This is a genomic window from Streptomyces sp. PT12, assembly GCF_003311645.1.
GTDB lineage: Bacteria > Actinomycetota > Actinomycetes > Streptomycetales > Streptomycetaceae > Streptomyces.
In genome coordinates this window covers 77,010-102,413 of sequence record NZ_QEST01000088.1, presented here as the reverse complement: position 1 = coordinate 102,413, position 25,404 = coordinate 77,010, and the positions used below count along the sequence as shown (strand labels likewise).

General features: G+C 72.2%; 24 protein-coding genes. 12 read left to right on the top strand and 12 right to left on the bottom strand.

Annotated elements, in window-relative coordinates; all coding sequences use genetic code 11:
- Nucleotides 1-329: 329 nt before the first annotated feature.
- Complete coding sequence (locus tag DEH69_RS33375) at nucleotides 330-974, top strand: serine/threonine-protein kinase (protein ID WP_309302773.1); 645 nt, start codon at nucleotides 330-332, stop codon at nucleotides 972-974.
- Entirely contained in the window at nucleotides 856-2,712 is a 1,857-nt protein-coding gene (locus tag DEH69_RS09605) for an Hsp70 family protein (RefSeq protein ID WP_309302772.1), read from the top strand. The genes DEH69_RS33375 and DEH69_RS09605 overlap by 119 nt, the downstream gene beginning before the upstream one ends.
- Nucleotides 2,713-2,925: 213 nt before the next feature.
- Here DEH69_RS09605 and DEH69_RS09600 read toward each other — a convergent pair whose 3' ends face one another.
- Complete coding sequence (locus DEH69_RS09600; protein WP_147255503.1) at nucleotides 2,926-3,333, bottom strand: hypothetical protein; 408 nt, start codon at nucleotides 3,331-3,333, stop codon at nucleotides 2,926-2,928.
- A 640-nt stretch (nucleotides 3,334-3,973) separates the two neighbouring features.
- Between DEH69_RS09600 and DEH69_RS09595 the strand changes: the two genes are divergently transcribed.
- Genes DEH69_RS09595 through DEH69_RS09585 form a run of 3 tightly spaced genes read left to right on the top strand, consistent with a single transcriptional unit; the run spans nucleotide 3,974 to nucleotide 7,105 of the window.
- Entirely contained in the window at nucleotides 3,974-5,008 is a 1,035-nt protein-coding gene (locus DEH69_RS09595; RefSeq protein ID WP_258534559.1) for a polysaccharide lyase family 1 protein, read from the top strand.
- Between the two features lie 13 nt (nucleotides 5,009-5,021).
- Nucleotides 5,022-6,074 (top strand): polysaccharide lyase family 1 protein, encoded by a 1,053-nt coding sequence (locus DEH69_RS09590; RefSeq protein ID WP_113686493.1) that lies wholly within the window; start codon nucleotides 5,022-5,024, stop codon nucleotides 6,072-6,074.
- Nucleotides 6,071-7,105, top strand: a complete 1,035-nt coding sequence (locus DEH69_RS09585; protein WP_113686492.1) for a polysaccharide lyase family 1 protein — start codon at nucleotides 6,071-6,073, stop codon at nucleotides 7,103-7,105. The genes DEH69_RS09590 and DEH69_RS09585 overlap by 4 nt, the downstream gene beginning before the upstream one ends.
- A gap of 135 nt (nucleotides 7,106-7,240) precedes the next feature.
- On the opposite strand, the gene DEH69_RS09580 is transcribed toward DEH69_RS09585, so the two are convergent.
- From DEH69_RS09580 to DEH69_RS09570, 3 genes are read right to left on the bottom strand one after another with little or no spacing between them, the layout of a single operon-like run.
- Nucleotides 7,241-7,984 carry a succinate dehydrogenase/fumarate reductase iron-sulfur subunit gene (locus DEH69_RS09580; protein WP_113686491.1) on the bottom strand — a complete coding sequence of 248 codons (744 nt, stop codon included), beginning with the start codon at nucleotides 7,982-7,984 and terminating at the stop codon, nucleotides 7,241-7,243.
- Nucleotides 7,981-9,924: a fumarate reductase/succinate dehydrogenase flavoprotein subunit gene (locus DEH69_RS09575; RefSeq protein WP_113686490.1), complete on the bottom strand. Its 1,944-nt coding sequence runs from the start codon at nucleotides 9,922-9,924 to the stop codon at nucleotides 7,981-7,983. The genes DEH69_RS09580 and DEH69_RS09575 overlap by 4 nt, the downstream gene beginning before the upstream one ends.
- Before the next feature lie 4 nt (nucleotides 9,925-9,928).
- Nucleotides 9,929-10,687, bottom strand: coding sequence for a succinate dehydrogenase (locus DEH69_RS09570; protein ID WP_113686489.1), 759 nt, complete (start codon nucleotides 10,685-10,687; stop codon nucleotides 9,929-9,931).
- A 95-nt stretch (nucleotides 10,688-10,782) separates the two neighbouring features.
- On the opposite strand from DEH69_RS09570, the gene DEH69_RS09565 reads away from it, so the two are divergent.
- Nucleotides 10,783-11,676 (top strand): LysR family transcriptional regulator, encoded by an 894-nt coding sequence (locus tag DEH69_RS09565; protein ID WP_113686488.1) that lies wholly within the window; start codon nucleotides 10,783-10,785, stop codon nucleotides 11,674-11,676.
- A 10-nt stretch (nucleotides 11,677-11,686) separates the two neighbouring features.
- Here the strand turns inward: DEH69_RS09565 and DEH69_RS09560 are convergent, their stop codons facing one another.
- Genes DEH69_RS09560 through DEH69_RS09545 form a run of 4 tightly spaced genes read right to left on the bottom strand, consistent with a single transcriptional unit; the run spans nucleotide 11,687 to nucleotide 15,468 of the window.
- Complete coding sequence (locus DEH69_RS09560; RefSeq protein WP_113686487.1) at nucleotides 11,687-12,262, bottom strand: hypothetical protein; 576 nt, start codon at nucleotides 12,260-12,262, stop codon at nucleotides 11,687-11,689.
- 11 nt (nucleotides 12,263-12,273) lie between these two features.
- Nucleotides 12,274-13,155 carry a carbohydrate ABC transporter permease gene (locus DEH69_RS09555; protein ID WP_113686486.1) on the bottom strand — a complete coding sequence of 294 codons (882 nt, stop codon included), beginning with the start codon at nucleotides 13,153-13,155 and terminating at the stop codon, nucleotides 12,274-12,276.
- Entirely contained in the window at nucleotides 13,152-14,114 is a 963-nt protein-coding gene (locus tag DEH69_RS09550; protein ID WP_113686485.1) for a carbohydrate ABC transporter permease, read from the bottom strand. Before DEH69_RS09550 ends, DEH69_RS09555 begins: the two co-directional genes overlap by 4 nt.
- A 46-nt stretch (nucleotides 14,115-14,160) precedes the next feature.
- The gene (locus tag DEH69_RS09545; RefSeq protein ID WP_113686484.1) at nucleotides 14,161-15,468 is read right to left on the bottom strand and encodes an ABC transporter substrate-binding protein; all 1,308 of its coding nucleotides are present in this window, start codon (nucleotides 15,466-15,468) and stop codon (nucleotides 14,161-14,163) included.
- 398 nt (nucleotides 15,469-15,866) lie between these two features.
- Here DEH69_RS09545 and DEH69_RS09540 point away from each other — a divergent pair, with 398 nt between their 5' ends.
- Together DEH69_RS09540 and DEH69_RS09535 are read left to right on the top strand one after the other, a co-directional pair.
- On the top strand, nucleotides 15,867-16,589 hold the full coding sequence (locus DEH69_RS09540; RefSeq protein ID WP_113686483.1) for a VOC family protein: 723 nt from the start codon (nucleotides 15,867-15,869) through the stop codon (nucleotides 16,587-16,589).
- A gap of 269 nt (nucleotides 16,590-16,858) precedes the next feature.
- Entirely contained in the window at nucleotides 16,859-18,697 is a 1,839-nt protein-coding gene (locus DEH69_RS09535; protein WP_181727344.1) for a GAF domain-containing protein, read from the top strand.
- Here the strand turns inward: DEH69_RS09535 and DEH69_RS09530 are convergent.
- Nucleotides 18,685-19,149 (bottom strand): Crp/Fnr family transcriptional regulator, encoded by a 465-nt coding sequence (locus DEH69_RS09530; protein ID WP_113686482.1) that lies wholly within the window; start codon nucleotides 19,147-19,149, stop codon nucleotides 18,685-18,687. The genes DEH69_RS09535 and DEH69_RS09530 overlap by 13 nt on opposite strands.
- Nucleotides 19,150-19,467: 318 nt before the next feature.
- Here DEH69_RS09530 and DEH69_RS09525 point away from each other — a divergent pair, with 318 nt between their 5' ends.
- On the top strand, nucleotides 19,468-20,322 hold the full coding sequence (locus DEH69_RS09525) for a universal stress protein (RefSeq protein WP_113686481.1): 855 nt from the start codon (nucleotides 19,468-19,470) through the stop codon (nucleotides 20,320-20,322).
- A 93-nt stretch (nucleotides 20,323-20,415) separates the two neighbouring features.
- Here the strand turns inward: DEH69_RS09525 and DEH69_RS09520 are convergent, their stop codons facing one another.
- Nucleotides 20,416-21,111 (bottom strand): response regulator transcription factor, encoded by a 696-nt coding sequence (locus DEH69_RS09520; RefSeq protein WP_113686480.1) that lies wholly within the window; start codon nucleotides 21,109-21,111, stop codon nucleotides 20,416-20,418.
- A 236-nt stretch (nucleotides 21,112-21,347) separates the two neighbouring features.
- Here DEH69_RS09520 and DEH69_RS09515 point away from each other — a divergent pair, with 236 nt between their 5' ends.
- Together DEH69_RS09515 and DEH69_RS09510 are read left to right on the top strand one after the other, a co-directional pair.
- Nucleotides 21,348-22,067, top strand: coding sequence for a universal stress protein (locus tag DEH69_RS09515; RefSeq protein ID WP_113686479.1), 720 nt, complete (start codon nucleotides 21,348-21,350; stop codon nucleotides 22,065-22,067).
- Nucleotides 22,068-22,267: 200 nt separating this feature from the next.
- The gene (locus DEH69_RS09510) at nucleotides 22,268-22,897 is read left to right on the top strand and encodes a hypothetical protein (RefSeq protein ID WP_113686478.1); all 630 of its coding nucleotides are present in this window, start codon (nucleotides 22,268-22,270) and stop codon (nucleotides 22,895-22,897) included.
- An 86-nt stretch (nucleotides 22,898-22,983) separates the two neighbouring features.
- Here the strand turns inward: DEH69_RS09510 and DEH69_RS09505 are convergent, their stop codons facing one another.
- Nucleotides 22,984-23,868 (bottom strand): NAD(P)-dependent oxidoreductase, encoded by an 885-nt coding sequence (locus tag DEH69_RS09505; RefSeq protein WP_113686477.1) that lies wholly within the window; start codon nucleotides 23,866-23,868, stop codon nucleotides 22,984-22,986.
- A 95-nt stretch (nucleotides 23,869-23,963) separates the two neighbouring features.
- Here DEH69_RS09505 and DEH69_RS09500 point away from each other — a divergent pair, with 95 nt between their 5' ends.
- Nucleotides 23,964-24,308 carry a helix-turn-helix domain-containing protein gene (locus DEH69_RS09500; RefSeq protein ID WP_113686476.1) on the top strand — a complete coding sequence of 115 codons (345 nt, stop codon included), beginning with the start codon at nucleotides 23,964-23,966 and terminating at the stop codon, nucleotides 24,306-24,308.
- Nucleotides 24,309-24,448: 140 nt separating this feature from the next.
- Here DEH69_RS09500 and DEH69_RS09495 read toward each other — a convergent pair whose 3' ends face one another.
- Nucleotides 24,449-25,396: a DUF389 domain-containing protein gene (locus DEH69_RS09495; protein WP_113686627.1), complete on the bottom strand. Its 948-nt coding sequence runs from the start codon at nucleotides 25,394-25,396 to the stop codon at nucleotides 24,449-24,451.
- Between the last annotated feature and the right edge of the window lie 8 nt (nucleotides 25,397-25,404).

Genomic DNA, 25,404 nt, shown 5'->3' with positions numbered 1-25,404 from the left:
CGACTGGGACCTGGTCGCGAACGGGTGCGTCGTGAGGAGCCGGGCCAGGCAGGGTCTGGCCGAGAGCGCCGCGCCTGGCAGCAGCTGCCGTCCGCACCTTCGGCGAGTACGGCCAGGCACATCCGGATGCGGGGCCCGCACGGTGAACTCGGCCCTCTGGCTGGCCACGGCGGAAGCCGGGGGAACGTAACCTGCATGGGGGCGCCGGATACTGGCGCCGGGCCGTGGGTGCCGGGTGGGGAAGGGGGACCGGGGTGGAGCCGCTGAGGGCCGGGGATCCGGAGAAGGTGGGTGGGTTCGGGTTGCGGGGCCGGCTGGGTGCCGGAGGGATGGGCGAGGTGTTCCTTGGCCGGTCGCCGGGCGGGCGGGCGGTGGCGGTGAAGGTGGTGCATCCGCATCTGGCGCGGCAGGGGGAGTTCCGGCGGCGGTTCGCGCGGGAGGTGGCGGCGGCGCGGGCGGTGGGCGGGGCGTTCACGGCTCCGGTGATGGCCGCCGGTCCTGAGGACGACCGGCCGTGGATCGCGACCGCCTACATTCCGGGTCCTGATCTGGCGGAAGCGGTCGGTGTGGCGGGGCCGTTGCCCGAAGACGCGGTGTGGCGGCTGGCGGCGGGGCTGGTGGAGGCGTTGCAGGCCATTCACGCGGTGGGGGTGCTGCACCGGGATCTGAAGCCGTCGAACGTGCTGGTGGCCGCCGACGGGCCGCGGGTGATCGACTTCGGGATTGCGCGGACGCTGGAGGACACCGCACTGACGACGACCGGCCTTGTGGTGGGGACGGCGGGCTTTATGGCGCCCGAGCAGGCCGAGGGCGGCGAGGTCGGCCCGGCCGGTGATGTGTTCGTGCTGGGGGCGGGTGATCGCCTTCGCCGCCACGGGGGCCGGGCCTTTCGGCCAGGGCCCGCCGCTGGCGGTTCTCCACCGGGTGGTCAACGGGCGGCCCCGGCTGGACGGGCTCACAGGACCGCTGCGTGAGCTGGTCGACGCGTGCCTGGCGAAGGACCCCCGTGAACGGCCCGCGCTCGCGACGTTGCTGGAGCGGATCGGCGCGCACTGGGAGCCGACGGACGACTTCCCTGGCGGCTCACCCTGGCCGGATGCCGTCACCACCCTCATCCAGCGGCACGCCACACCCCCGACCGCCCCCTACACCGAAGCCGCCGAGGCCACGGCGCCGCCGGACGGCGGACCGGACGCGGCGCGTCGGGCGGGTTGGCCCGTCGGCATCGACTTGGGCACGACGAACTCGGCCGTCGCCGTCATGGAAGGCGGCGAGGTCTCGCTGGTCCCCAACGCCCAGGGAGCGCATACCACTCCCAGCCTGGTGGCCCTCACCGCCGAGGGGGACGTCCTTGTCGGCACGGCTGCCGAGCGGCAGGCCCTCACCAACCCCGGCTCCACCGTGCGCGCCGCCAAGCTGAAGCTGGGCACGGACTGGAGCGTCACGCGGGGCGACGTCCGGCTGGCCGCCGAGGACGTCGCCGGGCTGATCCTCGCCCGCCTGCGCCAGGACGCCGAGACCTACCTCGGCGAGCGGGTCACCGACGTGGTGCTTGCGGTGCCCGTCGGCTTTGGTCACGACCAGCGGGCCGCGCTGGTCGTGGCCGGTGAACGGGCCGGGCTCACCGTCCTGCGGCTGATCAACGAGCCCTCGGCCGTGGCGATGGCCTACGGCCTGGACCGGGACGATTGCACCCTCCTGATCTTCGATCTCGGCGGGGGCACCCTGGACGTCTCCCTCGTCGAAGTCGGCGACGGCGTCGTGGAGGTCAAGGCCACCGCGGGCGAGGGCCGGCTCGGCGGCGACGACTGGGACCTGCGGATCGTCGAGCACCTGACCGACCGCGTACGGCGGCGGCATGGCGTGGATCTCACCGGCGACGTCGCCGCGGCCCAGCGGCTGCGCGAGGCGGCCGAGGCGGCGAAGATCGAACTGTCGGCGGCGCGCACCACGACCCTCCGGCTGCCCTATCTCGCCACCGGACCGGACGGTCCCGTCCACCTCGAAGAGGAGCTGACCCGCGAGGAGTTCGAGACGCTCACCCGGGACCTGCTGGAACGCTGCCTGGCCCCCGTCCACCGCGTTCTCGCCGACGCCGAGCAGACACCCGCCGACATCGACCGGGTCGTCCTGACGGGCGGCGCCGCCCGGATGCCCGCGGTGGGCGACCTGATCCGCCGGCTCACGGGCAGCCATGGGCCCTACCAGGGCCTGAGCCCGGAGGCCGTCGCCCAAGGCGCGGTGCTCCAGGCGGGCGTCTCGACCGGTGCGGTGAAGGACGTGCTGCTCCTCGACGTCGCCCCCCACTCGATTGGCATCGAAACGCACGACGGGACCACGACGAAGCTGCTCCCGCGGAACGAGACCATCCCCACGAAGCGCTCCGAGATCTTCACCACGCACATGGACCACCAGCCCACAGCGGTGCTCCACGTCGTGGAGGGCGAGCGGAAGGACGCGGCACGCAACCGGACCCTCGCGGTCCTCGAGATCGCCCTGCCCCCCGTACCCCGCGGCGTGCCCCGGATCGAGGTGACGGCCGACTGCGACGCCAACGGCATTCTCCACATCTCGGTCAGGGACCTGGGCACGGGCGACGAGACGGCCGCCACCGTCGACCAGGCGACGATGGAACGGGCGGCCGCGCTCCTCCGCTCCTCCCGCTGGGCCAGCCTGCGCGGTCTCGCCCCGGTGACTCACCCGGCCTTCTAAAGGCTCCTGTTCTCCTGCCGCACCCCACCTCGACGTCGACGCGATCGACGGAACCGAGGGCAGCCTCGGCCTGGCCGGGTGCCCGACGGCCTCACCGGCGCCGAAGTTAACCGGATCGCCCAGGTCACCAGCGGGCTGGGTTCCGCGGGAAACCCGCGGCAGTCGAATACGAGAGCCCGCCAGTATCGGTGGCCACTCGGACCCGTAGGCTGATCAACTTGGGGTGACGGCAGGGCGGTAGCGGCTCCGCCTCAGGGCGGCGGGGATCCGGGTGGCCGCCCCGTCGCGGAGGACCGCGGTCACGACGAGTGTGCCGCCGCGCCCGGCACGGGCGAACGTGATGTACGTGACGTCCTGCCATGGGACCGTGAGCGTATTGCCGCGGTACCGCACGAACAGCCCGTCGGCCCCGATCCGCATTCCGCTTCTGACCAGAAACGACAACGAGCCCAACAACCCGAAGAACAGCAGTACCGCCGCGATGAGGCCGCCGATGGCCAGCCCCCAGTGCGGTTCTCCTTCGAAGACAGCGGGAGCCGACACCCCGACGAGGACCGCCAGCCCTCCCAGGACGGGCCTTCGCATGCGCTGCCGGAACACCGCCGGTCCGCCGTCTTCCACCGCGAACGCGTCGCGGGACGGCCCTCCGGCAGCCGATACCCGTGGGGGCGGATGCGGCGTCGTTACCGCCTCAGGCCGCACCCAGAAACCGCTAGACGGCGGGGGTGTTCGCAAAGATGGCCGCCCTCATCTGGATCACCTTTCCCTCTCCGGTGCGTTCCCGGCTGCGGAGTGGGGCCGTCGACTGCCGCTCGCACGCGGCTTCCGCTCTCTCCCCGCAGGGGCCCACCCGTTCGAAGGCTGCTTCCGCATCTCTCATGGGGGCGGCATGTCCGAGGGGCCGCCGTGCCGGATGTCATGGCCCGGGAGGTGAGCCCGCCGCATGCCCCGGAGGGCCCGCCCGCCCGGGATGAGCGTCCCGAACTCCCGCGGAGCGGGAGAGCCAAGCCCGGGGGTTCCGCAGCGACCAGCGCGCGCCGCACCCGTATCCCACGCCGGGGGCGGCAACCGCTCCCACTCAATTGACATGTCCTCGCCGCTACCCTAACGTCCCATGGTAGTAAGCGCTTGCCCGGGGGTTGCGGGACGCCCCCCCGGGCGGGCGTTCCAGGCGGGGCGCGCGCGTGCGTCGGCCGCCTCATGGAGCGGGAGCCGCTCCCTTTCCTTTCCGCGAAGGGGTACCTCTGTGCGCACTTCGAGAGTGAATCGTTTAAGTTTCACCGTCTCAGGGACGCTGGCCTGTGCGCTGGCCTTCGGCGCCTTCATGGCGCCCCCCGGGGCAACGGCCGCCGCGCCCACGGGAGTCGACGCCGCCGCCGCGGCCGACGGGTTCGCGGGCGTGTCCGCGCTGGGGCAGGACGGGACGACGGGCGGGGCCGGTGGCGAACGCGTCACCGTGACCACCGCGGCGGAGTTCCTGGCCGAGATCGCCAGGCCCGAGCCGGTGATCGTCCAGGTCAGCGGCACCATCACGCTGCCGACCGGCGACAGCGACGGCATGCACGACGTCGCGTCGGACAAGACGATCGTGGGGCTGGGCGACGACGCCCGGCTGACCGGGGGCGGCCTCAACATCGGCCTCCCGGTGGACGAGGACGTCACCGAACCGCCCGCGGACGCGGTGCACAACGTCATCGTTCGCAATCTCTCGATCGACGGGGCCACCGACGACCTGGTCAACGTCCAGATGTTCTCGCACCACATCTGGATCGATCACAACACGTTCTCCAACGGCGACGACGGCGCGGTCGACATCAAGCGCGGGTCCGACTATGTGACCGTCTCGTGGAACCACTTCCTCGACCACGACAAGACCTCGCTCGTCGGCCACGACGACGACAACGCCGCCCAGGACGCGGGGCGGCTGCGGGTGACGTACCACCACAACTTCTTCGACGCCTCCGACCAGCGCAACCCGCGCGTCCGCTTCGCCGAGACGGTGCACGTCTACAACAACTACTACGACGACAACAGCTACGGCGTGGTCGCCGCGATGGACGCGGGCGTGGTGCTCGAGGGCAACTACTTCTTCAGCGTCAACAACCCCGCCCGCGTGGACTTCAGCGGCGACCTCGGCCGCCTGGTCGCCCGGGACAACGTCCTGGTCGACTGCAACCACGAGATCGAGACCCGCGGTTCGGTCACCGATCCGGGCACTTACTACTCCTATGCGCTCGACCCGGCCGCCGACGTCCCCACCGTCGTCCCTGCCGGTGCCGGGGCGGGGAAGATCTGAGGGGGCGGCGGACATGACACATCGACGACAGGCGTTCGACGCCCCGCTCGGCCGCCGGCGCCTGCTCACCGGCGCCGCCGCGACCGCCGCCGCCCTCGGCGCGGGCTCGCTCGCCGCCCGGGGCGCCCGTGCCGACGGGCCCGCCCCGCGGGCGGCCGCCGCGGCCCAGGCGCCGCTCGGCTTCGCTGGCATCGACCTCTACGGCCAGAACGGGACGACGGGCGGCGCGGGCGGCGAGGTCGTCACGGTCTCCGACGCCGAGACGTTCCTCGACTACTGCGACCGCGACGAGCCGTATGTCATCCAGGTCCAGGGCACGATCAGGATCAGCAGCAAGCAGGGCCTGCGGTCGAACAAGACCGTCATCGGGCTCGGCCAGGGGGCCGAGATCACCGGCGGCGGCCTCGACCTGTACCGCAGGCAGAACGTGATCGTCCGCAATCTGCGGTTCACCGGGGCCGACGACGACGCGCTCAGCATCCAGCAGGACTCGCACCACATCTGGATCGACCACTGCGAGTTCAGCACGGGCGCGGACGGCCTGATCGACATCGTCAGGGGCGCCGACTGCGTCACCGTCTCCTGGTGCCACTTCCACGACCACAGCAAGACCGCGTTGATCGGCCACTCCGACGCCAACGGCACGCAGGACACGGGGAAGCTGCGGGTGACGTTCCACCACAACTTCTTCGACGGCACCGACCAGCGCCACCCCCGCGTCCGCTTCGCCGACCCGGTGCATGTGCTCAACAACTACTTCCGCGGCAACTCCCTCTACGGGGTGGCCTCGACCGAGGACGCGGGCGTCCTGCTTGAGGGGAACCACTTCGAGGACGTGCCGTTCCCCGCCTACTCCGGCTACGACGAGAGCGGCCCCGGCCGCCTGGTCGAGCGCGACAACCTCTATGTCCGCTCCGGCACTCCCGAGACGCTCGGCACGGTGACCGAGCCGAGCACGTTCTACGCCTACACCGTCGACGACCCCGCCACCGTGCCCGCCACCGTCACCGCGGGCGCGGGCGTGGGCCGCCTGGGCGGGGCCGCGGCCCCGAGGAGGACGCGATGAACAGGACGCTTCCCGTGGCCGCGACGGCCGCCCTGCTCGGCGCGTTCGCCCTGCCGGACGCCGCGCCCGCCGCCCCGGCGACCCCGACCGCCCCCGCGGTGGCCGTCGCGCAGGACTCCCCGCGGGGCTTCGCGAGTTACGACGCCCTCGGCCAGGACGGCACGACGGGCGGCGCTGGCGGGCCCGAGGTGCGGGTCACCACCGCGGAGGGCCTGATCGAGGCCATCGCCTCGCCAGGACCGCTGGTGGTGCGGGTGGACGGCATGATCGCCGTGCCACCGGGGATGTACGACGTGGCATCGGACAAGACGATCGTCGGCGTGGGCCCCGACTCGGGCATCACGGGAGGCGGGCTCAACATCGGCCTCCCCGCGGACGACGCCGTCACCGCTCCGCCGCCCGACGCGGTGCACAACGTGATCATCCGCAACCTCAACTTCCGCGACGCCAGCGACGACTCGATCAATGTGCAGATGTTCTCGCATCACATCTGGATCGACCACAACGACCTGGCCGACGGCTACGACGGGCTGATCGACATCAAGCGCGGCGCCAGCTACATCACCGTCTCCTGGAACCACACGCACGACCACGCCAAGAACATGCTGCTCGGCCACGACGACGACAACGCCGCGCAGGACGCCGGCCATCTGCGGGTCACCTACCACCACAACTGGTACGACCACACGCCCCAGCGCAACCCCAGGGTGCGGTACGGCGATCCGGTGCACATCGTCAACAACTACTTCCTCGACAACAGCGACACGGGCCCGGCCTGCCAGGCCGACTCCGGCTGCCTCATCGAGGGTAACTACTTCGAGGACGTCGAGGAGCCCATGACCAACGACTACGCGGGCCCCTCGGGCAACATCGTCGAGCGCGACAACCACTATGCGGGCGAGACCGGCCCACCGGTGGTCGGCGGCCAGGTCCAGGACCCGGCGGCGTTCTACGACTTCGTCCCCGACCCGGCCGTCGACGTCAAGGCGCTGGTCATGGCGGGCGCGGGCACCGGCGTCGTGGGGCTGTAGAGCCCTTCGGGCCTGAGAGGCACGCGGGCGGCGGCCCCGGGAAACGGCGAGAGGGCGGTCCTCCAGCGCCGGGGCCGCTCTTCCCAGCGCTGCCGTTCGTGAGGACCGCCCTCCGGACCCTGGACGGCGCCCGTCTCAGGCGCCTTTCCTGATGGCGCGGAGATATTCGCGGTTCATCGTGGCGATCGACGCCAGCGGGATGCCCTTGGGGCAGACGGTCGCGCACTCGCCGGTGTTGGTGCAGCCGCCGAAGCCCTCGGCGTCCATCGTCTCGACCATGTCGAGCACGCGGGTCTCCCGCTCGGGGGCGCCCTGCGGCAGGGAGTTGAGGTGGACGACCTTGGCCGAGGTGAACAGCATCGCCGAGCCGTTGGGGCACGCGGCCACGCACGCGCCGCAGCCGATGCACTCGGCGTGCTCGAACGCTGTGTCGGCTGCCTCCTTGGGCACGGGCGTGGCGTGCGCGTCGGGCGCGCTGCCGGTGGCGACGGTGATGTAGCCGCCCGAGCCGATGACGCGGTCGAACGACGTCCGGTCGACCACCAGGTCCTTGACCACGGGGAACGCGGCCGCGCGCCAGGGCTCGATGTCGATCACGTCGCCGTCGGAGAAGTGCCGCATGTGCAGCTGGCACGTGGTGGTGCGCTCGGGGCCGTGCGCCTGGCCGTTGATGACCATGCCGCACGCGCCGCAAATGCCCTCGCGGCAGTCGTGGTCGAACGCGACGGGGACCTCGCCGCGCAGGATCAGCTCCTCGTTGAGCGTGTCGAGCATCTCGAGGAACGACATGTCGGGGGAGATGTCGCTGACCTCGTAGGTGGTCATGGCGCCCTTGGCGTCGGGTCCCGACTGCCGCCAGATGCGCAGGGTGAGGTTCACGCGTAGCTCCGCTGGGTGGGATGGACGTACTCGAAGACGAGGTCTTCCTTGTGCAGGACGGGCGCGGCTCCGGTGCCGGTGAACTCCCAGGCGGCGGCGTAGGCGAACCGCTCGTCGTCGCGGGCCGCCTCGCCGTCCGGGGTCTGGCTCTCCTCGCGGAAGTGGCCTCCGCAGGACTCGGCGCGGTGCAGGGCGTCAAGGCACATCAGCTCGGCGAGCTCGAGGTAGTCGGCCACGCGATTGGCCTTCTCGAGCGACTGGTTGAGCTCCTCGCCGCTGCCCGGCACGGTGATCCTGCGCCAGAACTCCTCGCGCAGCTCGGGGATCCGGTCGAGCGCCTTGCGCAGCCCGGCCTCCGAGCGCGACATGCCGCACTCGTTCCACAGCAGCTCGCCGAGCTCGCGGTGGAACGACTCGGGCGTGCGGTCGCCGTCGTTCGCGAGCAGCCGGGCGAGCCGGTCGGTGACGCCTGTGACGGCCTCGCCGATCGCGGGGTGGTCGGCGGGGACCTCGTCGTGCGGGTGGCGGGCGAGGAAGTCGGCCAGCGTGGACGGGAGGATGAAGTACCCGTCGGCCAGGCCCTGCATCAGGGCGGAGGCGCCGAGGCGGTTCGCGCCGTGGTCGGAGAAGTTGGCCTCGCCGACGGCGAACAGCCCCGGGATGGTGGTCTGGAGGTCGTAGTCCACCCACAGGCCGCCCATCGTGTAGTGGATGGCGGGGTAGATCCGCATCGGCACGCGGTAGGGGTCCTCCGCGGTGATGCGCTCGTACATCTCGAAGAGGTTCCCGTACTTGGCCTCGACCGCGGCCCTGCCCATCCGGGCGATGGCGTCGGCGAAGTCCAGGTACACGCCCTGCCCGCCGGGGCCGACGCCGCGGCCCTCGTCGCACACGTTCTTGGCGGCGCGGGAGGCGATGTCGCGGGGGACCAGGTTGCCGAACGAGGGGTAGATGCGCTCGAGGTAGTAGTCCCGCTCGTCCTCGGGGATGTCGGCGGGGGCGCGGGTGTCGCCCGCCTGCTTGGGCACCCAGATGCGGCCGTCGTTGCGCAGCGACTCGCTCATCAGCGTGAGCTTGGCCTGGTGGTCGCCCGAGCGCGGGATGCACGTGGGGTGGATCTGGGTGAAGCAGGGGTTCGCGAAGAACGCCCCGCGCCGGTGGGCGCGCCAGATGGCGGTGGCGTTGGAGTTCTTGGCGTTGGTGGAGAGGTGGAAGACGTTGCCGTAGCCGCCGGTGGCCAGCACCACGGCGTCGGCGGTGTAGGTGTCGACGCGCCCGGTGATCAGGTCGCGGGCGACGATGCCGCGGGCGCGCCCTTCGATGACGACGAGGTCGAGCATCTCGGTGCGCGGGTGCATCTCGACGTTCCCCGCGGCGATCTGCCGGGACAGCGCCTGGTACGCGCCGAGCAGGAGCTGCTGGCCCGTCTGGCCGCGGGCGTAGAACGTGCGGGAGACCTGGACGCCGCCGAAGGAGCGGGTGTCGAGCAGGCCGCCGTACTCGCGCGCGAACGGGACGCCCTGGGCGACGCACTGGTCGATGATCTCGACGGAGACCTGGGCCAGGCGGTGGACGTTGGACTCGCGGGCGCGGAAGTCGCCGCCCTTGACGGTGTCGTAGAAGAGGCGCTGGACGGAGTCGCCGTCGTTGCGGTAGTTCTTCGCGGCGTTGATCCCGCCCTGGGCGGCGATGGAGTGGGCGCGGCGCGGGGAGTCCTGGTAGCAGAACTGGACGACGCGGTAGCCCTGTTCGGCGAGGGTGGCGCCCGCGGCGCCGCCCGCGAGGCCCGTGCCGACGACGATGACGGTCTGCTTGCGGCGGTTGGCCGGGTTGACCAGCTTGGCCTCGAAGCGGCGGCGGTCCCAGCGCTCGGCGATGGGGCCATCGGGAGCCTTGGCGTCGGCGAGGGGGTCGCCGGTGGTGTAGTCGAGGTAGCTCATGTCGTCACTCCACGATTCCCGTCATGACGCCGATCGGTACGGAGAGGAAGCCGAGGGTCAGCACGAGGGCGAGCCCGTCGGCGGTGGCCTTGAGTGCGCGGTCGCGGCGCGCGCTGCCCGCGCCGAGGGTCTGGGCGGCCCCGTAGAAGCCGTGGCGGATGTGCAGGCCGACGGCCAGCATGGCGACGATGTAGATCACATTGCCGTACCACGTGCTGAAGGTGGCCACGATGTTCTCGTAGGGGCGGCCGTGCTCGCCGTTGGGGTTCACCGTGCCGGTGGTCAGGTCGAGGATGTGCCACACGACGAACAGCGCGACGATGACGCCGCCCCAGCGCATGGTGCGCGTGGCGTAGCTGGCCCGGCGGCGCTGGTGCACGTACTTCACCGGGCGGGCGGCGATGTCGAGTCGGCTGAGCTGGTACGCGGCGACGGCGTGCGCGACGACGGCCGCGAGGAGGGCCACGCGCATGATCCACAGGAACCACTCGTGGTGGACGACGGGCTCGCCGATCGTGCGCAGCCAGTGCGCGTAGCCGTTCATCTCGTCGGGGCCGAAGAACACCTTGAGGTTCCCGGCCATGTGCACGACCAGGTACCCGAGGAGGAAGAGGCCGCTCACGGCCATGACCGTCTTCTTGCCGATCGTCGAACTCCACAGCCGCCCCAGGGCCGTTCGAGGGCGGCGGGTGCCCTTGGTGCGGGGGGCGCGGGTGTCCGTGGGCTTGTCCGTGCGCGGATCCGGGCGCGTCGCCAGTGCCATGGGAGCGACGGTAGGCAGAACGGAATGAATCAGTCCAAGACATAGAATCGCTGATCTTGATAGGCGATTCCTATCGATCGCTTACGGTGGATGTCATGCAGCTGCAACAGCTCAGGTACTTCACCGCCGTCGCGGAGACCCGGCACTTCACGCGGGCCGCCCGGCGCGAGCACGTCGCCCAGCCCTCGCTGTCCCAGCAGATCAGGGCGCTGGAGCGGGATCTCGGCGCGGAGCTGTTCCACCGCGCCCGCGGCCATATCTCGCTCACGGACGCGGGGGCGGCGCTGCTGCCGCTGGCCCGCAGGATCCTCGCCGACGTGGAGACGGCGCGGCGCGAGGTGCAGGAGGTCGCCCAGCTCAGGCGCGGGCGCGTGCGCCTGGGCGCGACGCCGAGCCTGTGCGCCTCCCTGGTGCCTGGCGTGCTGCGAACGTTCCGCGACAGCTATCCGGGCGTGGAGCTGTTTGTGCACGAGGACGGCTCGCAGGACCTGGTGCGGACCCTGGCCGAGGGCGAGCTCGACCTGGCGCTGATCATCACGCCGCTGCCGGGGCAGGCGCCCGCGCTCGCCACGGAGGAGCTGCTGCGCGAGGAGCTGGTGGTGGTGTCGTCGCCCGGCCTGCCCGCGCCCGTGCCGCACCGGCACATCACGATCGGCGACCTCAGGAACCGGCCGCTTGTGATGTTCCGGCACGGCTACGACCTGCGCGAGCTGACCCTGGCCGCGTGCCACGGCGCGGGGTTCGAGCCGTCGTACAGCGTGGAGGGCGGCGAGATGGACGCGGTGCTCGGCTTCGTCCGCGCCGGGCTCGGGGTCGCGGTGGTGCCGCGCATGGTGGCCGACCACTCCGGTCTTCGCACCACGCCGTTCGCCGCCCCGGGGCTGCACCGCACGATCTCGGTCGCGCACCGCGGCGACGTCTCACCGCCGAGGGCCGCCAGGGAGCTGCAACGGATCCTGCTGGAGCGGCGCGGCGACGCCTGGGACTGAACGGCGGCCCTCACTCCGGGCGTTCGGCCGCCGCGTCCGGCGCGGCGCGCTCCGTCACGGCGACCGTGGCCAGGGACAGCAGCCCGCCGCACACCAGGGCGAGCGGGAGCAGCATCCAGACGAACACGCCGCACATCGCGCACGCGAACGCCAGCAGCACCGAGCCCGGCACGTCCGCGCGGGCGCGTTCGGCCGCCTCGCGCACCGCCTCGCCCGCCGTGCCGCCGCGGCGCCACGCGTCGGCCGTGCGCAGCGTGCCCACGGCGAGCGCCGCGAGCAGCAGCCCCGTCACCACGAGCAGGCCCGCCGCCCCCGGCACCACCCCGGCCTGGGCCAGGGACAGGTTCCACAGGAGCAGCAGCGCCGCCGCCGAGGCGGCGAGGGCGGCGGGCCAGAGCGCGCGGCAGGCCGCGGCGAAGTCCCGCAGGACATCGGCCACCCGCACGCTCTCGCCGTTTAGATGGCGCCGCAGATGGGCGCTTCCCGCGGCGAGCGCCGGAAGCGCCGTGACCAGGGGGACCGAGAGCAACGCCACCAGCGCGCCCGTGATCACCACCTCGCCGAACAGGGCGAGCCCGGTGCTCAAGCGCCTGCCGCTCATCCCCGCAGCCCCTGCGTCGAGACGCCCTCGACGATATAGCGCTGGAAGAGGACGAAGAACAGGATCACCGGCACGAGCGCCAGCGTCGCCGCCGCCATCTGCGCGCCGTAGTCCGATGTGCTGGTCTGGTCCGCGTACTGGCGCAGCATGAGCGGGAGCGGATAATTTTCGGGGCTGCGCAGATAGATGAGCGGCGCGAGAAAGTCGTTCCAGCTCCAGATGAACGCGAAGATCGACGCCGTCGCCAGCACGGGGCGCATGAGCGGCAGCATGATCGACCAGTAGATCCGCGGATGTCCCGCCCCGTCGAGCCGCGCCGACTCGTCGAGCTCCTTGGGCACCGTCCGCATGAACTGCACCATCAGGAAGACGAAGAACGCGTCCGCCGCCAGGAATTTCCCGATCAGCAGCGGCACGAACGAGTCCGTCCAGCCCAGCTCGTTGAACATGATGAACTGCGGAATGATCACCACGTGGAACGGCAGCAGCAGCGTGCCGATCATGATGGCGAAGAACACCTGGCGCCCGGGAAAGGCGATCCGCGAGAAGCCATAGGCGGTCACGGAACAGGAAAGGCAGGTCCCGATCACCGAACCCACGCCGAGATAGACGGAGTTCATGAAGAACGTCCAAAACGAAATGCCGCCGATCCCCTCGAACACCGTCCTGAAGTTGTCGAGCGTCGTGTTGTCGGGGATGAGCCCGGTCTCGCCCAGGATCTGGTTCGTCGGCCGGAAGGACGACAGCAGCAGCCACGCGCCCGGGTAGAGCATGACCACGCACAGCGCGACCACGGAGACGTGGAACAGCACCGTCCTGCCCGAACGGCGGCGCCTGATCCCCCGGCCGAGCCCCTTGGAGGCCATGGTGGTCGTCATCGTCCCTCCCCGGAGTAGAACACCCAGTACCGCGAGGTCCTGAAGAAGACGAGCGTGATGATCCCCACCACGATCACCAGCAGCCAGGCCATCGCGGCGGCGTAGCCGAGCTGCCCCTGCCCGAACCCCCGCTGGTAGAGGTAGAGCGTGTAGAACAGCGTGGAGTTGGCGGGCCCGCCGCGGCCGCCCGAGATGATGAACGCCGAGGCGAACACCTGGAAGGAGTGGATCGTCTCGAGCACCAGGTTGAAGAACAGCACGGGCGACAGCATCGGCAGCGTGATCCTCGTGAACTTGCGCCACGCGCCCGCGCCGTCCACGTCAGCCGCCTCGTAGAGCTCGTTCGGGATCTGCTTGAGCCCGGCGAGGAAGATCACCATCGGCGCGCCGAACTGCCACACCGCCAGCAGGATCATCATCGGCAGGCTCAGATCGGGGTTGCCGATCCAGCCGCCCTCGGACATGCCGAACAGCTGCCCCGCCTCGTCCACGATGCCGTCGTCGTTGAACATCGCGCGCCACACGATCGCGATCGAGACGCTGGCGCCGATGAGCGAGGGCGCGTAGAACGCCGAGCGGTAGGTGCCCTGCCCCCTGCGGCGGTTGTTGAGCAGCATGGCGACGCCGAGCGCCGCGGCCAGCTTGATGGGCGTGCCCACCACGGCGTAGAGCGCGGTGACCTCGACCGAGTCGAGGAACCGCGGGTCGTCGAAGAGGCGTTGGTAGTTGTCCCAGCCGATCCAGTCGCCGCCGCGCACCGGGTGGTAGTCGGTGAACGACAGATAGGCGGAGGCCACCATGGGCCCGGCCGTCAGGGCGATGAAGCCGAACAGCCAGGGGGCGAGAAAGGCATAGCCCGCCCGGGTGTCGGCGGCCCGCCGCGGCGGCCGCTTGCCGAGCGGCCGCCGCGAGGGCTCTCCGGCGCGCGGGGTCCTGGCCGCCTCACGCGTCAGAGCCATGAGGGGGATCCTTTTCCGAAGGGGGCGTTCAAGGGAAGTGCCGCGGTCACTCGGTCACCAGGAGGTTTTGGGCCTCCGTGAACAGCCGGTCCACGAAGTCGTCGGCGTCGATCTGCCCGTAGGAGAACTCGTTGCCCAGGACCTCGACATACTCGGTCTCAAGGGCGCCGAAGCCCTCGGGGTGCCGCGGCACGGTCTCGGTGATGTAGCCCTCCTCGTCGACCCGCCGCTCGTACTCGATCGCGCGCTGCTCCAGGCTGCCGTCCTCGACATCGAGGGCGTCGAGCCGCCCCTGCGACGCGGGAACGCCCAGGTCGGTGCCGATGATCTGGCCCGCCTCCGGGTCGTTGATCAGGAAGTCGATCAGCGCCGCGGCCTCCTCGGGATGCGCGGTGTTGGCGCCCATGGAGAGCTGCATCGACGGCTTGTAGAACATGTGCTTCTCGCCGTCCGGGCCGCTGGGCATCGGCATCAGCTGGATGTTCTCGTTGCCCAGGTCGTTGGCGTAGGAGTGGATGAAGTTGTCCCAGTGGAACTCCACGGCGGCCTCACCCGAGTTGAAGCCGCCGAGCGGGGCGAGCTGGTCGAGGCGCTCGACCGGGAAGGTGTGGCCCGCGTCGCGCAACGCGTCGGTGCTGCTCAGGAACGTGCGCAGGTCGTCCTCGGTGAAGTTCAACTCGCCGTTCTCCGCGAATGGCTCGGTGCCCTGCTGGACGAGCCACTGGAGGAAGACCCACCACGTCACCGTGTAGTCGGTCGCCCCGTAGACCCGCGGATCCAGGTCCGCGCCCGCCTCGCTGACCTCGGCGACGAACGCGTGGTAGTCCTCCCACGTGTAGTCCCACTCCGGGGGCTCGACGCCCAGCTCGGCCAGCAGGTCGGGGTTGTAGTGCAGCGCCCAGGTGTTGGTGCCGGTGGGGATGCCGAGCAGCTGCTCCTCCACCTGGCCCGAGGCCAGCAGCTCCTCGTCGATCCCCGACGTGTCGAGCTGGTTCCCCTCGAACTCGGTCAGGTCGTAGAGGAGTCCGGCGTTGGTGTACTCGAGCAGCCGGGAGAGGTCCATCTGGAGGACGTCGGGCAGCTCACCCGAGGTCGCGTCGGTGCTGCGCTGCGTCCAGTAGTCCTGGAACTCGGCGAAGCCCGTCTGCACCTCGATGCCCGGGTTCGCCTCCTCGAACAGCGCGATGGCCTCCTCGTAGCGCTGCGAGCGCTCGTCGGCGCCCCACCACGTGAAACGCAGGGTGACCTGACCACCGTCATCCCCGCCACCGCCGTCCGAGCCGCATGCCGTGAGTGCCAGGGAACCGGCGAGGGCGAGGGCAAGACCGCTGAGCGCGGTCCTTCTGAGTGACATAGAGAGCCTCCCTGCTCTGCTGATGCGTAACGGTGCTTCAGGTGCGGTGCCACCGTGTGTCCCTGCCCCCGGCCTGCCCGAAGTGAATCGTTACAGTACCGGCGGCGCCCGCGGGGGCAACCGGGCGGGCGGTAACGTTTGGGAAACGCGGTCCGGGGTGCTTCACCCCAGGTCAACGGCCTTGTGCGTGCTCTTTGTCCGGCGAGTGCGGCGCCCGCCCCCTGTCTCTTTGGCGGCTCGGGAAGGGGGTGTGCATGAATCGATTCATCTCCTGGGCGACATGCGGATGGGTGGTAGCAAGCGCTTTCGGATGCACCGGAGTGTGGCAACGGTTCGTCGTCGCCGTCAAGAGTCGGGCCCGCCAAGGCTTCTATTCAAATTTGACTAGACTGGCGCGTGTGACCGAGAAGACCATTCCGCTGCTGTCCTGCCCGGCCATCCAGCCCGTCGTCGACTTCTACACCGCGCTCGGCTTCGAAGTGACGTTCCTCCAGAGGAGCCCCTACGCGTACGCCGTCGTCGAACGGGGCGATGTCGAGCTCCAGTTCCACGGCATGAAGGAGCTCGACCCCGAGGAGTCGCTCGGGGGGTGCTACATCCTCACCGACGAGGTCGACGCGCTCCACGAGGCGTTCCGCGCGGGGCTCCGCGAGGCGTACGGCAGGGTCCCCACCCGGGGCATCCCGCGCATCGGCCCCGTGCGCGACATGTCCTATGGCGTGCGGCAGTTCCTCATGACCGACCCCGGCGGGAACTCCATCCGGGTAGGCCAGCCCACCGGCGGCGACTCCGCCCACCCGCCCGCGCCCCGGGAGACCTTCGCCCGCGCGCTGCACTTCGCCGTGACCTTCGCCGACTCCAAGGAGGACCCCGAGGCCGCGGCCAAGATCCTGGACCGCGTCCTGGCGGTGCGCGGGGAGAAGCCCACGGACGAGCAGCTGCTGCGCATCCTGGTGCTGCGCGGCGACATCGCCCACCGCCTCGGCCACCCCGACCAGGCCCGCGACCTCATCGACCGCGCGGCCGCGATACCCCTTGCCCCGGGGCAACGCGCCGCTTTGGCCGACGACCTGGCCCGGCTCGGCGAGGTGAGGGAGGCGCTGGCCGGGGAGGGGGTGTGACGGCCGGGGAGGGGCGGTCGAACGCCACGTCGGGGGTGCGATGGCCGGACGTCGGGGGTGCGATGGCCGGGGAGGGGCGCGCCGCCGCCGTCTCCGCGCATCACCACGGGCGGGGCACGAACGCGCGGGCCGGGGGCGGGCCGCCGCTTGAACGGGGCGGGCCCGCCGCTGACCGGCCCGGCACCCTCGGGCGGCACCTCTGCCTGCCCCTGGGGTGGGAGGGCGCGGTCGTTAGGGTGGGGTCGGTCCGGCCGTGGGAGGGAGACGGCATGGCGCAGGACGGCCCCGCGCGGAACGGTGAGCTGCCGCAGCTTCGACTGGATGAGCTGCTCGAGGAGTTGCAGCTCCGCATCGACGCGATCCGCGGCACGCGGGACCGGGTGCACGGGCTGCTCGAGGCGCTGCTCTCGGTGGGGCGCGAGCTCGACCTGCCGGGCGTGCTGCGGCGGATCGTCGAGGCGGCGGTGGCGCTCGTCGACGCGGAGTACGGCGCGCTTGGCGTGATCGGGGAGGACGACCGGCTCGCGCAGTTCATCACGGTGGGCGTCTCGGAGGAACGGATCGCGGCGATCGGCCGCCTGCCGTCGGGGCACGGCATCCTCGGCGAGCTGATCCGCCACCCCGAGCCGCTGCGCCTCACCAATCTGACCGCGCACCCCGCGTCGTTCGGCTTCCCGCCGAACCACCCGCCGATGCGCTCGTTCCTCGGGGTGCCGGTGCGGGTGCGGGACGAGGTGTTCGGCAACCTCTACCTCACGGACAAGCGCGGCGGGCGCGAGTTCGACGCCGAGGACGAGTCGGTCCTCACGACGCTCGCCGTCGCCGCGGGCGTCGCCGTGGAGAACGCCCGCCTGTACGAGGAGGCTCGCTACCGGCAGCGCTGGCTCGAGGCGAACGCCGAGATCGTCGGCGGCCTGCTCTCCGGCGCCGGGGAGGCCCAGGTGCTCGAACAGATCGTCGTGCACGCCCGCCGCATCCTCGCCGCCGACCTGGGCGTGCTGGCCCTGGCCGGGGAGAACGGCGACGACCTGCGCGTCGCCATCGCCGAGGGGCGCGAGGCCGAGGCGCACCGGGGGCTTGAGGTGACGCGCGAGGGCTCGTTCCTGGGCGCGGCGATCACCGCGGAGGCGCCCGTCATCAGCCGCGACATCGGCGCCGACCCGCGCGCGGCGGAGGGGCCGCGCCGCTTCGACGGGCTCGGGCCCGCGGTCGCGGTGCCGCTGGGCACAGGGGCGGGGACCCGCGGGGCGCTGCTCTTGGTGCGGGCGGTGCGGGAGCCCGCGTTCACGGACAACGAGACCGCGCCGCTGCTGGCGTTCGCCGGGCAGGCCGCGCTGGCGCTCGAGCTGGCGGAGCGTCGGCGGGCGGCCGAGCAGCTGATCCTGCTCGAAGAGCGGGACCGCATCGCCCGTGACCTGCACGATCTGGCGATCCAGCGGCTGTTCGCGACGGGGATGACGCTTCAGAGCACCGTGCGGTTCGTGGACCATCCGCAGGCCGCGGAACGACTCGTGCGCGCGGTGGACGACCTGGACGAGACCATCAAGATCATTCGTTCGACGATCTTCGGCCTGCGCGCGCACGAGGCGGGCCCCGCGGCCAGGGGTCCGCGGGCGCGGCTGATGGCGACGGTCGAGGAGGCGGTGGCGGCGTTGGGCTTCACCCCGGGGCTGCGGCTCGAGGGGCTGATCGACACCGACGTTCCCGCGGGGGTCGCCGACCACGCCGTGGCGGTGCTCGGCGAGGCGCTGTCCAACGTGGCCAGGCACGCGTCGGCCCGTTCGGCGCGGGTGTCGGTCGTGGTGGCCGCGGGGACGCTGACGCTGACGGTCGCGGACGACGGGGTGGGCGTGCCCGCGGGGGAGGGGCGCCGCAGCGGGCTGCGGAACCTGGCCGAGCGCGCCGAACAGCTCGGCGGCGCCCTGGAGTTGACGCCCGGTGAGGGCGGGGGGACCCGGCTGGTGTGGCGCGTGCCGCTCATGGGCGGGGCTGGCGGGGCTGGCGGTGCGGGTGGTGCTGGCGCTACGGGGGGCGCGGGTGGTGCGGGTGGTGCTGGCGCTACGGGAGGCGCGGGTGGGGCGGGCGGGGTGGGTGGTCAGCCCGCCTGACGGGCGCTGTCGTGGCCGTAGGGGCCGTAGACCTCGATGAGGCGTTGGCGGGTGGTGCGCAGCCGGTGCGCGACCGTCGTGGCGAGATAGCGGTGGATCGCGCACGCGAGCGGCGGGTCGGCGTCGCACAGGTCGTGGAGGTCCGCGGCGTCGAACTCACGGGCGTTGAGCCAGCCCACCGTGTACGCGCCGAACTCCCGTACATGCGGAGGGATCAGCGCCGACCAGCCGGTGAGGTCGCCGGGGCCGAGGGTGCCGACGGTGGTGAGGAGCCGCCCGGGCACGCGCGCCCGCAGCGTGAGGGAACCCGAGGTGATCACCCAGAGGCGTTGGGCGCGGTCGCCCTCGTCGAACAGGCGGGTGCCCGCGGGGAAGGACACCTGCCGGGAACGGGCCAGCAGGCGCTCGCGGCCCCGGGGCGGGACCGCGGTGAAGAGGCTCGGTGTGGGCATGGGGCTCCTCCTGTGTCTCCTGACCGGCGCTCTGTCCCCTGAGCGCGCCCGGCCGTTGTCCGGCCGTCGGCGCGGTCGTCGGTGTGATCGTGACTGTTCGTCGGCGGGGGCGTCGTCCGTCCGGTGGGCTTCCACGGTGCCCCGGTGGCGGGGGCGGGCACGTGGGCCGGACGGGTCGGAAAGCCGGGCCAAACGGCCCCGCCCCCGGCGTCGATCGGCCCCATGTCCTGGCGGGGTGTGCGGGGCGAGGGTGGTGGTGAGGAAGCGGCGGAGACACCGCCCGCACCGCACTGCTGGAGACCCCTGGAGGTACTGGTCATGTCCCGCGCCATCGTCGTGGGCCTCGACGGCTCGCCGGAGAGCCTGGCCGCCGCCGCGTGGGCGGCGGACGAGGCGTTGCGCCGCGGCGCGGCGCTGCGGCTCGTGCACGTGGACGAGCCCGAACTCCGCCCGCCGTCCTGGCCCGTTCAGGGCGCGGACCGCCGGGCGGCCCTGGACGGCGTGCTCACCGAGCGGGCGGCCGACCTGACCGCGCGGCACCCGGGCCTGCGGGTGACCCTCGAACGCCTCTCGGGCGTGCCCGGCGTGGAGCTGGCGGAGCTGTCCGGCGCAACGGACCTCGTCGTCCTCGGCTCCCGCGGCCTCGGACGGATCTCGGGGTTCGTCACCGGCTCGGTCGCCGGGGCCACGGTGGCGCGCGCGGGGTGCCCGGTGGCGCTGGTGCGGGCGGCGGGCGCGGAGGGAACGGGAACAGTACTCCTGGGCCTCGATCTCCGCGACTCCGCCGACGAGTTGATCACCTTCGCGTTCGATGAGGCCGAACGCCGGGGCGCGGAGCTGCTCGCCGTCCACGCCTGGGACGTGCCCTCCCTCGCCGAGCTGGCGCCCAGCGGCATCGACCCCGGCGTCCTGGCGGCCGTGGGCGCGGACAGCGCTCGGCGGGTGTCCGCGGTGCTCGGCCCGTGGCGCACGAAGTACCCGGACGTGGCCGTGCGGGAACGCGTCACCCGGGGCCGCGCCGCCCAGCTGCTCGTCGAGGAGGCCCCTGACGCCGCCCTCGTGGTCACCGGGCGGCGCATGCGCGTCACCCGCCTGGGCGCCCACATCGGGCCGGTCACCCACGCGTTGATCCACCACTGCCCGGCGCCGCTCGTGGTGGTCCCGCACGAGTGAAGGACGCGCGGCGCGGGCCGGTGCGGGGCAGGCGGCAGTCGGCGGGTGGCGGGTGGCGGGTGGCGGTCGGGCGGCCTTCGGGCGACGCGATTGTCAGCCCCGCTCGCCGCCGGTCTGCGGCCTGGCCCGGCTGGCGAGCACCGCGGCCTGGACGCGGCGCTCCACGCCGAGCTTGGCGAGCAGCCGGGATATGTGGTTCTTCACCGTCTTCTCCGACAGGAACAGCCGCGCGCCTATCTGCCGGTTGGTCAGCCCCTGGCCGATGAGCACCAGGATCTCCCGCTCGCGCGGGGTGAGCCCGGCGATGGGGTCGTCCGCGGGCTCGGCTGGGGCGTTGTCGCCGCGGAGGCTCCCCATGAGCCGGGCGGTGGTGGCCGGGTCGAGCATCGACTGGCCCGAGGCGACGGTCCGCACGGCGGCCACCAGGTCGGAGCCCCTGATCTGCTTGAGGACATAGCCAGCGGCCCCGGCCATGATGGCGTCGAGGAGCGCGTCGTCGTCATCGAACGACGTCAGCATCAGGCACGCCAGCTCCGGCATCCGCGAGCGCAGCTCCCGGCAGACGGTGATGCCGTCGCCGTCCGTGAGCCGCACGTCGAGGATCGCCACGTCGGGGCGCAGCGCCGGGCCCCTGGCCAGGCCCTGGGCGGCGCTCGACGCCTCGCCGACCACCTCGATGTCGGGCTCGGCGTCCAGCAGGTCGTGCACGCCGCGGCGGACCACCTCGTGGTCGTCGAGCAGGAACACCCTGATCGGTGCCTGCGCTGAGAACGTACGCGCCTCGCCCATGTGCCGTCGTGCTCCCCGATGGTCGTCCGTCGCCTGATCCCGTCCCGATGGTGCCCCTCCGTGCCCGAAGGCACCAGGGCCGAACGGCCCCCTTCCGCGCCACGGCCCTGCCCCAACGACCCCCGTGAGGGGTGCTCTTCGGCCCTCGTCCTCCTTTCGTTGCGCCCGGAGCCTGGGGGAGAGCCCGCGTGCCCGCGGGGCGTGGGCGCTCCTCCCCAGCCCTGTGAGGACCGGACATGACCACACAACGGCACGTCATCGTCGGCTTCGACGGCTCCCCGACCGCCACCCGCGCGCTCGACCTAGCCGCGCGCGAGGCCGAACTGCGCGGCTCCGCGCTCGACATCGTCTATGCCGTCCCCGACCGGGACGAGGCGGAACCCGTCCTCGCCGCCGCCGTGGACCGCGCCCGACGGCGCCATCCCGGACTGCTCACCCTTCCCCTTCCTCTGATCGGCGACCCGGTCACCGTGCTGCTCCGGTGCGCCGGAACGGCCGCGCTCACCGTCGTGGGCGCCCGCGCCCCCGGTGGCCAGCCCGCCTGGCCGTGGCGGTCGGTCGGCGCACGGCTCGCGTACGGGGGCACCGCCCGGGGCAACAGGGGCCGGGGGCGGGTCGCCGGGCCGGTCCTGATCGTGCGCGGCGACCCGGGACCGGCGCGGGTCCATGGCGACGTCCTGCTGATCGCCGCCGACGGGGCGGACGCCGAGGCGGCGCTCCACGCCTTCGAGGAGGCCGCCCGGCGCGGCGCCCCGCTCCGTGTCCTCCCGCCGTCCCTGCACTCGGCCGCCGCGCTCGTCGAGGTGACGCGCACCGCCGCTGTCGCCGTTCTCCCCGTGCACCGCTCGGGGGCGCGGCGCGGGCGACTGACCCGTGCGCTCCTCCATGGCGCCCACTGCCCGGTGCTCCTGGTGCCGGTGCCGCCTCCCCCGCGCGGTGCCTCCCCGACGGCCTGACCGGCCAGGGGACCGACCCGGCCAGGGGACCGACCGGGCCCGCCCGTTGGGGACCTTCGGCCCTCCGCCCCTGGCCCGCGCGGCCCATCCTCCGGAGGGTGCCGCGGCGAGACATTCGTGGTGCACCGGAACACCGGACGGCGCACACCACGCCAGAGCGAACCACCCCAGAGCGAACCACCTCGGAAGGGACAGCGATCATGGCCATCCAGGATCACCCGAACCCCCGCCGCCGGACGCAGGGCGGCACGGGCGACACCGCGCCCGCGGCGGGGCGGGCCACGGCCGACGCCGCCGTCGGCCTCTCCACGGCTTCGGTGTCCGGCCGGATGCTTGCCGGGCTTCGTGTGGCGCTGGGCTTTGTCTTCCTGTGGGCGTTCCTCGACAAGACCTTCGGCCTCGGCTACGCCACCCAGGCGGGGAACGCCTGGACCGACGGCGGCTCCCCGACCCGCGGCTTCCTCAGCGGCGTCGCCGTCGGCCCCCTGGAATCCACCTTCCACTCCTGGGCCGGGGACGCCTGGGCCGACTGGCTGTTCATGCTCGGCCTCCTCGGCATCGGCCTCGCCCTCACCGCGGGCATCGCCCTACGCCCCACAGCCCTCGCGGGCACCCTGATGATGGCCCTCATGTGGGCCGCCGAATGGCCCCCCGCCCAGCACCTCTCCGACGGCACCCCCACCATGTCATCCAACCCCTTCATGGACTCTCACCTCATCTACGCCATCGCCCTCATCACCCTCGCCGCCCTCCACGCCGACCGCACCTGGGGCCTCGGCCACCACTGGCAACGCCTCCCCCTCATCCGCACCACCCCCTGGCTCCGCTGACACCCACCCACCCCACCCCGGGGCGCCCACACCCGGCGCCCCGGGCGCACGCCGTCCTTCTACCCGCCGGGTGCCCCGCCGCCCGGTCAGCTCCGTATCAGCAGCTCGACCACCCCGGTGGTGTCCTCGTCGGGGTGCCCCTGGGCGAGGCGACGCTCCGTCAGGGCGAGATAGGGCGCGATCAATTCGGCGCTCACCCTCTGCTCCTCGGCCGTGCGCAGCAGGGTTGCGTTCCCGGCCACCTGCATCGCGAGGTTCGACACGACGCCCTTGGTGTAGTCACCGCTCTCCAACTGCTCGGCGGCCTTCTCCACCGACCGGCTCATGGCGACCAGCCACCCGGAGAGCAGCGGCGCGAACTCGCTCGGCCTGATGTCCTCCCCGCGGATCAGGGCGAAGGCGTGCATCACGCCAGCGAACATGCCGTTCATCGCGCTGAGCAGCGCCACGTCGTGGAGCGCGGCGAACCCGGCGTCCTCCCCGACGAACTCCGCCTCCGCGGGCACGATCAGCGCCTCCCGGCGCTCCTCGAACAGGTGGCGGTCCCCGCTGTAGAAGACATAGGCGCCCGAGCCCTCGATCCCGATCATGGGTGGGATGGCCATGATGCCGCCGTCGAGATAGCGGGCGCCCCGCTTCTCGGCCCAGATGGCGCGGGCGCGGGCCTCGGCGGGGGTGCTCGTCGTGATGTTCACCAGGTCCACGCCCGCGAGGTCCGTGGTCGTGAGCGTCTCGCCGACGGAGGCGTCGTCGAGCAGGGAGGTGACCACGAGCGGGCTCGCAGCCACGGCCTCCGCGGCGGTCCCCGCGACCGTCGCGCCCGCCTCGGCGAGCGGGGCGGCCCGCACCCGGGTGCGATTCCAGACGGTGACGGAACGGCCCTTCGAGAGCCAACTCCTGACGAGGGCGGTGCCCATGGCGCCCAGGCCAAGAACGGTGATCGGCAGCGGTCTCGTGATGTTGTCGGTCATGCCATTTAGGCTGGTCGAGGATGCCGGGGTGGGCAAGAACGCACTTTGAAGTGGGTGGTTTCCCCCGGGTGAGCGAGCAGGCAGGAGGGTTGGACATGGCGACGGCGGCGAGGCCGGGGGGACCGGCGGGACACGTCTGTGGGATCGACGCGGCGATGTCGGTGATCGGCGGCAAGTGGAAGGTGCTGATCCTGTGGGCGCTGGGCGAAAGAGCGTGCCGCTTCGGGGAGTTGCGCAGGCGGCTGCCCGGCGTCACGGAGAAGGTGCTGGCGTCGCACCTGCGCGAGATGGAGGAGCACGGCATCGTGCACAGGGAGGCGCATGACGAGGTGCCACCCCGGGTGGTCTACTCCCTGACGGAGACGGGCACTTCACTCAATGCCGCGCTGGTGCCGCTCGGCATGTGGGGGAAGGCGCACGTGCTCGGCGTCGCCGCCTGAGCGCCGTCCCGGCGCGCCACGTCGCCGAAGCCGCTCAAGGTGCCGAAGCCGCCCAGGCCGTCGAGGGTGCCGAAGGCACGGAGGCCGCCGAAGTCGCCGAAGTCGCCGAAGTTGCCGCAGGCGCTCAGGCGCTCAGGCGCTCAGGCGCCAGGCGCGGCCACGGGCACGAGGCGTTTACGCGCCCAGTAGAGCTTCTGCGCCAGCAGCGTCAGGGTGCCCGCGACCAGGATGCCCAGCAGGTTGAGCCCGAGCTGGGTCATCGAGCCTCGGGCGTCGGTGAAGTGGCCGTAGCCGAGGGCGAGCGCGGCGTGCCCGGCGGCGGGGACGGTCGTCACCGAGATCGCCACGCCCACGAGCATCCCGGCCTTGGCCGAGGTCAGGGACAGGATCCCGGCGATCCCGGCCAGCGCCGCCACCACGAACGACATCGCGTCGGGCTTCCAGACGAACTGGCTCGCCGGGTGCGGCTCCTCGAACATCGCCTTCGAGAACAGCCCGAACGCATCCATCAGCAGCGCAAACGCGCACGTCAGCAGCGTGGCGAGCGGAAAGCCGACGAGCAGCGCCACCACGGGCCGCACCGCCCGGCGCGGGGACCACATCGCCACGCTCGTGCAGATCCCGGCCAGCGGACCGAACTCAGGCCCCACCGCCATCGCGCCCACCAGCAGGATCGCGCTGTCGAGCATGACGCCAGAGGCCGCCAGCATCGTCGCGACGACGAGGAACGCCAGCCAGGTCACGGACAGCCGTGACTCGCCCTGGGTGGCCTCGTCCATCGCCTCCCACAACACGGCGTCCACGCCCTCGCCGGGCGCCTCACGCTCGGCCCTGGCGGAGCGGGTCGAGAGCGACAGATCGACATTGTCGACGATGATCGCGCCCTCGTCGGACAGCCCGAGCGCGCGCAGTTGACCGAGCAGCGCGTCCGCCGCCTCGCGCGCCACGTCGCACAACACCACATCCCCCTCGGGCTCCCGCGCGACCCCGGGCAGGACCATCAGGTGCGCGGTGCCGACGGTGCGCCGCAGCAGGGCGACGACGTCCTCGGTCCGCTCGGACGGGGTGATCAACCTCATCTGGAGCATGGGCATGC

What these genes read in the sequence shown, in the direction of transcription:
- DEH69_RS09520 (WP_113686480.1), bottom strand. Translation starts at nt 21,111, where the DNA reads ATGGGCGAGGCGCGTACGTTCTCAGCGCAGGCACCGATCAGGGTGTTC.
- DEH69_RS09575 (WP_113686490.1), bottom strand. Translation starts at nt 9,924, where the DNA reads ATGAGCTACCTCGACTACACCACCGGCGACCCCCTCGCCGACGCCAAG.
- DEH69_RS09590 (WP_113686493.1), top strand. Translation starts at nt 5,022, where the DNA reads ATGACACATCGACGACAGGCGTTCGACGCCCCGCTCGGCCGCCGGCGC.
- DEH69_RS09550 (WP_113686485.1), bottom strand. Translation starts at nt 14,114, where the DNA reads ATGGCTCTGACGCGTGAGGCGGCCAGGACCCCGCGCGCCGGAGAGCCC.
- DEH69_RS09495 (WP_113686627.1), bottom strand. Translation starts at nt 25,396, where the DNA reads ATGCTCCAGATGAGGTTGATCACCCCGTCCGAGCGGACCGAGGACGTC.
- DEH69_RS09510 (WP_113686478.1), top strand. Translation starts at nt 22,268, where the DNA reads ATGGCCATCCAGGATCACCCGAACCCCCGCCGCCGGACGCAGGGCGGC.
- DEH69_RS33375 (WP_309302773.1), top strand. Translation starts at nt 330, where the DNA reads ATGGGCGAGGTGTTCCTTGGCCGGTCGCCGGGCGGGCGGGCGGTGGCG.
- DEH69_RS09525 (WP_113686481.1), top strand. Translation starts at nt 19,468, where the DNA reads ATGTCCCGCGCCATCGTCGTGGGCCTCGACGGCTCGCCGGAGAGCCTG.
- DEH69_RS09585 (WP_113686492.1), top strand. Translation starts at nt 6,071, where the DNA reads ATGAACAGGACGCTTCCCGTGGCCGCGACGGCCGCCCTGCTCGGCGCG.
- DEH69_RS09505 (WP_113686477.1), bottom strand. Translation starts at nt 23,868, where the DNA reads ATGACCGACAACATCACGAGACCGCTGCCGATCACCGTTCTTGGCCTG.
- DEH69_RS09515 (WP_113686479.1), top strand. Translation starts at nt 21,348, where the DNA reads ATGACCACACAACGGCACGTCATCGTCGGCTTCGACGGCTCCCCGACC.
- DEH69_RS09535 (WP_181727344.1), top strand. Translation starts at nt 16,859, where the DNA reads ATGGCGCAGGACGGCCCCGCGCGGAACGGTGAGCTGCCGCAGCTTCGA.
- DEH69_RS09530 (WP_113686482.1), bottom strand. Translation starts at nt 19,149, where the DNA reads ATGCCCACACCGAGCCTCTTCACCGCGGTCCCGCCCCGGGGCCGCGAG.
- DEH69_RS09500 (WP_113686476.1), top strand. Translation starts at nt 23,964, where the DNA reads ATGGCGACGGCGGCGAGGCCGGGGGGACCGGCGGGACACGTCTGTGGG.
- DEH69_RS09570 (WP_113686489.1), bottom strand. Translation starts at nt 10,687, where the DNA reads ATGGCACTGGCGACGCGCCCGGATCCGCGCACGGACAAGCCCACGGAC.
- DEH69_RS09565 (WP_113686488.1), top strand. Translation starts at nt 10,783, where the DNA reads ATGCAGCTGCAACAGCTCAGGTACTTCACCGCCGTCGCGGAGACCCGG.
- DEH69_RS09555 (WP_113686486.1), bottom strand. Translation starts at nt 13,155, where the DNA reads ATGACGACCACCATGGCCTCCAAGGGGCTCGGCCGGGGGATCAGGCGC.
- DEH69_RS09545 (WP_113686484.1), bottom strand. Translation starts at nt 15,468, where the DNA reads ATGTCACTCAGAAGGACCGCGCTCAGCGGTCTTGCCCTCGCCCTCGCC.